Origin of the sequence: Nesterenkonia alba DSM 19423, assembly GCF_000421745.1 — a bacterium.
Taxonomy (GTDB): Bacteria; Actinomycetota; Actinomycetes; order Actinomycetales; family Micrococcaceae; genus Nesterenkonia; species Nesterenkonia alba.
Genome location: NZ_ATXP01000025.1, coordinates 1 through 7,263, shown reverse-complemented (window position 1 = coordinate 7,263; position 7,263 = coordinate 1). Strand labels below are relative to the sequence as shown.

General features: G+C 51.5%; 9 protein-coding genes. All 9 read right to left on the bottom strand.

Features of this window, described 5'->3' with window-relative positions:
- On the bottom strand, nucleotides 1-256 hold a 256-nt coding region (locus H578_RS0111810; protein ID WP_022873853.1), incomplete at its 3' end, for a transposase.
- Nucleotides 257-295: 39 nt separating this feature from the next.
- Nucleotides 296-703: a hypothetical protein gene (locus H578_RS16340; RefSeq protein ID WP_156837346.1), complete on the bottom strand. Its 408-nt coding sequence runs from the start codon at nucleotides 701-703 to the stop codon at nucleotides 296-298.
- A 611-nt stretch (nucleotides 704-1,314) separates the two neighbouring features.
- A complete protein-coding gene (locus H578_RS16085) occupies nucleotides 1,315-1,929 on the bottom strand; it encodes a SipW-dependent-type signal peptide-containing protein (protein WP_084710236.1) in 615 nt (204 codons plus the stop codon).
- Nucleotides 1,930-2,452: 523 nt separating this feature from the next.
- A complete protein-coding gene (locus tag H578_RS0111800) occupies nucleotides 2,453-3,652 on the bottom strand; it encodes a hypothetical protein (RefSeq protein ID WP_022873881.1) in 1,200 nt (399 codons plus the stop codon).
- Nucleotides 3,653-3,889: 237 nt separating this feature from the next.
- Entirely contained in the window at nucleotides 3,890-4,105 is a 216-nt protein-coding gene (locus H578_RS16335; RefSeq protein ID WP_156837345.1) for a hypothetical protein, read from the bottom strand.
- Nucleotides 4,106-4,303: 198 nt separating this feature from the next.
- Complete coding sequence (locus tag H578_RS16510; protein WP_211215208.1) at nucleotides 4,304-4,555, bottom strand: hypothetical protein; 252 nt, start codon at nucleotides 4,553-4,555, stop codon at nucleotides 4,304-4,306.
- A gap of 461 nt (nucleotides 4,556-5,016) precedes the next feature.
- Nucleotides 5,017-6,411: a hypothetical protein gene (locus H578_RS0111790; protein WP_022873879.1), complete on the bottom strand. Its 1,395-nt coding sequence runs from the start codon at nucleotides 6,409-6,411 to the stop codon at nucleotides 5,017-5,019.
- Entirely contained in the window at nucleotides 6,411-6,968 is a 558-nt protein-coding gene (locus H578_RS15795) for a Clp protease/crotonase-like domain-containing protein (RefSeq protein WP_156837344.1), read from the bottom strand. The genes H578_RS0111790 and H578_RS15795 overlap by 1 nt, the downstream gene beginning before the upstream one ends.
- The coding region (locus H578_RS15290) for an integrase core domain-containing protein (protein ID WP_156837343.1) at nucleotides 6,965-7,263 on the bottom strand (299 nt) is incomplete at its 5' end. The genes H578_RS15290 and H578_RS15795, both read right to left, overlap by 4 nt.

Below are 7,263 nucleotides of genomic sequence, written 5' to 3'. Positions count from 1 at the left end.
CCAGGTGTGCCTCGCCCAAGGCCTGGGTCAGCTCGGCGACCTCGGCCTCCAGCTGTTCCTCTCGGGAGGATGGTCCGGACCTGCCGGCCACCAGGGCGGTCTTGCCGGCTTCCAGGAACTCGGCCTTCCACCGTCCGATGGACTGCTCACTGACTTTCTCCTTGCGTGCCACTTCGGCGATGGACATCTCGCCGGCCAGCACGCTCAGCACTATCCGGGTCTTCTTCTCCGCCGGAATCGAGGGTGGTCTACCCATGACTGACTCTCCTTCAGGACCTACATAACGGCCCTGCCACTAAGTCTGACGCGCGACATCTCCAATGTCACCGGAGAAGTCAATTCCTGGTGCTATGTCTGCACTCAAGTAGGCAACACCTGTTCTCTGGATGCTGCGGTCTTGTTCTCGTGTTTCTGATTCGGTGACTGTGATTTCACGGTTGAGCCAAGCATTGGAGGCACAGATCATGTCCATACGACCGTCTTGCCAAGCAGTACCAAACCTGTGTCTACCTGTGTTCATCCAGGCATCCCATTCTTCACTGTTAGCAGCGCGACCGAGGCTGCTGGATGCTTCAGTTGGTAGGGGAGTGTTGTTCGTGTTGAAGTTGGCGTCCATGTGAGTAAGCCCGTTTTGAGCTGGGTAGTGACCCCAATACCACAAAAAGTCAGCGTTCCTACATATTTGGATCATGCCTTCTGACATGCCCCTATAGTTGCGCAGGAAGTCGTCTGTGCTACTCAAGCTCCAATTGCCACTAGTAGAGTAAACAGAGGCTACGTTCTGTGAGTAACGCTCATATGCGGATGTGTTTGCTCCTGGGTAAACAGTGTGCCATCTACCTTCAGCACCGGTACCAGTGGATCCACCATCGGAACCACCCCAGTCATCGTCGGCATGGGCTGCTGTGGCTCCACCGAGCGCTATGAACCCAGCAGTCACACATGCTGCCAGAGTTAACGTGGCGCGTTTGAATAGGCTATGGGGTTTGCGAGCAGCCCTACTGGACTGCAGGTCGCTTTCAACTCCGTTGAATGTCTCCTTCCTGTCTACTTCTGCTGTCATGTTCTCTGTACCTGCGATGTCGTTAACGATTAGTAGGGGAGTGCTCTGGAAACAACAATGGCTATGGCAACCAACAGATAGGAGTGGTGTCACCAGAACACTTCCTTGTGTATGTTTCTAACAAGCAGGCACTTAAAAGATCGTCGTCACTCTGCTGACAGAGTTAACAGCAGACAGAAGAAAACCGCCTGGTCGAAACCAAGCGGCTCTCTGTCAGTCGATTAGTGTTGGGATCAGGGGATCAGTTAGGATCAGCCTTCTTCTCCAGCGTCTCCACCGTCTTCAACGATAGTGTTGTCAACGCTTTGAGCTTCTGTTGCGAGTTCAGCTTCGAAAGTGTATTGAGCGGAACCTGTTCCACCTTGTGCCACTTCTTCAACGTCTGCAAGTTCAACAGTGAACTCGTATTCAACTGGTGTTCCATCAGCAGGGATGAATTCACCGTCAACTGGAGTCAAGCTGTAGCTGATCCAGGCTTCATTGTCTGCGAAGATACCTGAGTATTCTTCTCCAATGTTAGCGATAACACCATCGTGAGTAGTGTCGTCAGTAGCAGCAATATGAACTGTAGTAGTCACGCTGTCACCTGGTCTCCAAGTTTCACCGTCAACATCGTCAACGATACCGGAGATGTCAATGGAAGCAGATGTTCCTTCAACTGTTCCGCCTACGAATGTTTCTCCACCGTCAGTAGAGATTTCGATGCCGAATCCACCAGTTTCGAAGCTGGTTTCTGCAGTTTCAGCGTCGTTCCATGCTGCTAGAGTCCCACCACCAAGTGCAACTAACGCACCTAGACCTAGAGCACCACCAGCGATAGCTGCTTTCTTACGACCGTTTGTCTTGTTTTGTACTTCTTCTGTCATCTGTTCTTATACTCCTGTATAGTTCTGTACTCAGTTTTGAGCTTGTTCTCAAAACGGTTGCTTCGGCGTTAGCCGATTACAAGTCAACAGTTAGTGTCTCCAACTGCTGGGTGCACCGGGTCTGGTGCCGGAGTCCTCTCTACAAATGCACGTGCTATCTGCAGGTTGAAAACTCACTACTACTGTTTCTAACAACATCGTTTCGAAAAACGATGAGGCCTGCAGTCCAGTTGGGCTGCTGTTTAAAAAGTTTGCTTGATTGAAGAATATCTTCTGTCGATTGCATGCATCTGCTGACAGGGAGGGCAGGATCTCTAGAAAACCCGAGAGAACCGTAAGAACCGCCAATTAACAATTTCGCAATTCTCTTCTTGTCCTCTTGTGACCAGTGAGAACTTGCTGTTGTTCCCTTGTTTGCATTGTTCACGAGTGCAGATCCAGTGTCTGCAGTGAGGATAGGGGAGCGACTGTATGCGCGGAGCGATGGGGAAGATCAGGGATCCTGCCAAACCAGAAGATGCGATCAGTTGTTAACCGTGAGCTCAGCATCAACAATCACAAGACGATTGTTAACCGCATAGGGGTTGGGGTTCGGTTCCAACACAAGTCGAAGAGTGCTGTCTTTGGTTACACGCTCACGATCAGCACCAGAATCATCCGAGGTATAAGCAGTCCAGCGCACCTGGAATGTTGAAGTGATCCTGTCATTGCTACCGAGACTAACGTTATGGCTGCGGATCTCACCGAACCAGCGAGGACCATCAGTCAACTCATCGTTGCCAAAGTTATCGCCGTTCCAGTCTGCTAACACAGGAACATTCTCGTAACCACCGTTCACCACGTTCTCTTCCCACCAGTCCGGATGGAACATGTCCTGCAAGCCACCAATGCTGCCAACGTGTCTATATGGATACTCGTTGCCCATCTGTGCTTCCCACCAATTTCCATAAACCGGATTCAACAGCCTTTGTAGATGGTGTCCATAGAAGAACTGCACGTCTTCAGCGAGCACATATGAGTACATTGGATTGTATTGTCCGTCGATCTGATACAGGTCATAGTTATTGGTATAACCAGCGTCGCGTGATGGGAACATGGAAGCTACACCACCACTGTTGCCACTTGTTGAGCTGCCAACACCGTCTACTTCAGCGCCACGTTGTTCAATGTAGTAGCGAACACTAGAGTCAGCATTGTTAACATCGTTGCGATTGATCTGTTCGCCAGGTGTGTAAGTGTTCCCAGTGTCTGCTTCGTCGCTCCCACCTTCTTGATAGTCGCTAACGCTGCCGTCTGGTGCTTCCCAATTGTCAGCTTCGGATGAGTGCTCCTCTTCGTATTCCTCGAGTCCGGGAGCAATGTGGTCACTGTCCTCACGCAGATAGACCTCGTCGTCTGGATCGATGTCTATTGGAGACTCATAGGTCAAGCCACCACTGTGACCACTGCCGCCGCCGTCGCTTAGCCTGTTGCCGTTGTCACCGTTGTCCTGGTTTTGTTGGCCGGTGCTGTCTTGTTCGCCAGTCTCGTCGCCTTCTGTGCCTTCGTAGTTCCAGATGAATACACTGGCTGCTGCTATGAGTAACACGATGAGGATGGAAGCAATGATTGCTAGGAGTCGCTTGCGTTTCTTCTCGGCTTGCTTCTTCTGAGCGTATGTCTGTTGACCAGCCCTACTGGACTGGAGGTTGTTCGCGTTAGCGTGTCCTTTCTTTGTTGGCATTTTGTTTACACCTGCTGTCCTGTTGCTTGACCGTTAGGTCATGTCCTGTTGGGCGACGAAGCTCCGGAAGCGTTCACACAGGAGGTATATTCCCTACAATCGGACAGAAAGTGCTCCCGGAACTCCGCCGTGCTCATGTTTCTAACGAGCAGTGACTCAGCGGAGCATCTGTTAACAGTTGCAGGCAGAAGAAAACCGCAGCTCCGAAGAACTGCGGTCTGCTATTTTCAAGAAACGTCACCACCAGGGTTCTTCTTCCGGTTCGACTAAAATCCTTGTGACACCACACCCAGGGCATGGTGAGTTCATAGCCATAACATATTTCTTATGGTACTTGTACTCGCAGCGCTCGTAAGGTTCAAAGAAGCCCTTTTTCTTGTTGCCAAAGGCTGCGTCCTCGGCATCCGATAATCTCTCGTAGTACCTGTTTCCTGCTCTATCAATGTTGTACATTGCTATCTCTGTCCTCCTGTGTTGTGGTACAGGAGTTTCTAACGAACAGTGACTCGGAGGAACTCAGCTGCTGCTTTTGCTGACAAGCAAACCTAACGAGCAGTGACTCAGAGGAACTCAGTTGTTAGCAGGAGAACAACTGCAGTCACGAGAAAACCGCAGCTCCGAGGAACTGCGGCCTGTAAAGATCCTGCTGGATCAGACGTCCATACTGTTTCTTCCTCCTGAAATCGGAGGTTGCCAACCAACTGGCTTCCCTTTAGCTGCCAGATAGAAGTGCTGCTGTCCATCCTCACCTTCCATGTGAGCATATCGTTGCTCTCCGCATCCAGGACAAGGAGTGAAATAATAGTCAAGGGACGCATAGTGCTGAGCATGACTACAACCTTGTTCGTTTGCTTCTTCCATATCGGAGTAACATTCAACTCCGTCAATGATTCTCTTTGCCATCGTGTTCACCTCTTAATGTGCCAAGCTTGATCTTTCTCTGACCACTCAAACATCACGTGCTCCTCACCACATCCAGGACATGGTGTATTGAAGATCTGCTTTGTGTAGTAATCGTGCATGGGGCTTGGGCAGTCATGCTGGTTGGCCTCGTCGTAATTGTCTGAAACGTTTAAACCGTCAGCTTTGTACCACATTGTTCTCTATGTCCTCCTGTTTAGTCCTGTTGTCAAAGGGGAGGCGCTGAGGAAGCGAGGAAACAAAAGAAAAGGTGGTTATGCTTCCCCAGCACCTGTACAGGAGTTTCTAACGAGCAGTGACTCGGAATGTTGACATTGTTAGCATTTCTCATCGATCTTGAGAACAATCGCGAGCATTGACGACGATCTGCGTGTCGTCAGATTGTTTACAGAGTTAGCAGTGAGTGTCTACATATGTGGACACTTAGGATCCTGTCCTCACCGTCAGCACCAAAAGAAGAGCATTGACTCGTCGCACTGCCATTCATACCAACTGCGTCGTTCAGGTTGGGCAGCTTCCTCGAAAACAACGTCACCATCGGCGTTTACAGTGATCTCGTAACCATCAGTTGCGGCTTCAATCTGTTCCTCTGTTGACATGTTCTGCCATGCTTGCATCTCACGTGCTTCCTGGTTAACAGGGTCTGTGTACCAACTCACTTGATAGAACAAGAACAGTGCTATGACTGGTGCGGAAATGATCCCGGTCCACTTGCTTGCTTTCTTGACTTGAGGCTTGAGTGTCTCGTCTTCGTCGTCCATAAGGAAGCCAAAGTATCTCTGCAACCGGCGTGCAGTCTTTGATGGCGGCTTCTTCATCGAGGGAGTTTCGAGGATGTCACCATCGGCTCGCATGCTCATCTGCTTGCTTTGGGGGAGGAGTGCTTTGAGCGGGTTCTTGCGTTCGGGCCTGAAGTGCAGTCCTTGTTTGTCGTCGGTAGCACAGTCGTCTGCTGTAACGACATTGGAGACATCGCGGGAGCGTGCTATGAGTGAGGTTTCAGAGTGATCGTCGTCAGTTCCAGCACTGTTCACTGAGCTGCCAAGTGTTCTCTGTGCTGGGGGAGCGGAGTCTTGCTTCTTCTTGTGACGGCGACCGAATGATCTCTTGGCTTCCTTCTCGGCAGCATCTGCAGACAGGGTTCGCTGGTAGTTCTCCGGAGCGAGATCGCGCTTCAGGTTGTCCACAACACGTTTACTCTTGTTCCTGAGCTTGCCAATAGTGTTCTCTCGAATGAGTTGGTCTCTGCGCTTCACGAGTGGTTTCAATCTTGCTTTGAGTTCTTTGGTCTCTCGTTCAGCTCTTCGAATCGCCACAGTTTGTTCTGTCATCCCATCTGGCGAACGACTCAGCTCTCTGTTAAAAACAACTTCCTTACGCTTCCGCTCTACTTCCTTGAGCCCTTCTTGTATGCTCTCGATCTCTGCTTGCAGTTTGTTGAACTCTGCTTGCTTCTCTGTCAGCGTCTCCGGAGTGGCTTCAGTGACAGCCAGTGTCTGTACTCGGCCTTCATCGTCTACACCGAGAGTCTTCTTGCCAACTGTCTGGCCTTGTGTTGCTTCTTCTGGAACCTCAAAGTGCACATAGTCGGGATCCTCGATGAACGGGTTCTCTGCCAACCGTGCTTGACGTTCAGCTTCCAGGTCTTCTGCTTGCTGGAACTCAGCCAGCTCTAGCTCGTCTTGTAACTCTGTTAGCTTGTTGCCGAGCCACTGCCACTCGCCAAAGCGTTTCCCATACTCAGCGTCTGGCAGGTTCTCGATCTCTTCTCGAGTCTCCTGTGCTTGCTTGATCTCAGCGCGGATCTCATCGGGGTTCCTGTACTCGGCTGCAGACATTAGGCATCACCGTCCGTGTCTACATATGTGGACTCTTCTTCACCAGAATCAGCATCAGCTTCCGCGTCCTGTTCTTGGATCCACTGCTCGATCTCCTCGTCAGAAGCGCGGAATGGTGGGTAGTATCGCGCACACATCGTCCACGCCCAGTCAGCAGGCATCCCACTGTCTACAAGTTCTCGATACTCACGGGACAGTCTCAAGGCATCTCCCCAAGCTCCACCCCACTCGTCATGGACCATCTCCATAACCTCAATGTCAGCACCAGCAATCAAGAAGCACTGCAGAAGTCGATCCTTCCAGCGTGCCAACTCTGCTTCCGAGTCAAGCAACTTGTACTCACGGATGATCGATGTTCGCTGGAGAACAGGGTTAAAGTGTCGTTGCCAAAACAACAGCAATCCACCCAGCACACTCTCCAGAGGGAACATGTGCTTACGAGCCTCATCGTCTGCCTGCGCATCACCTGTTAACGCATGCAGACCATCAATGCTCACTGTTGGATAACCAGATGGGTGACTGACAACAGGTTTGCCTCGTTCTTTGTCCCGCGTCAAGTAGTTGGCAGGATTTCCTTGGTTTTGAATGTCGGGGTGGTGGGGTCGGCCAGGCCCAGGTGCACCTCCTTGGGCCGGTTCCATGAGATGGCCTCGTGGGGCCGGAGCTCGTTGTACTCGATCCGGTAGTCCTCGGCCCGCTCGGCGAGCACGATCGCGTCGTCGATCTCGTCCAGGTAGAGCCGTTCGTACTTCAGCGTGCCGAAGCCGCGTTCACGGGACCCGTTCTGCCCCGGGGTCTTCACTCGGGTGCGCACGTGGTGTAGCTCGGGGTGGGCGGCGATGAAGGACTCGA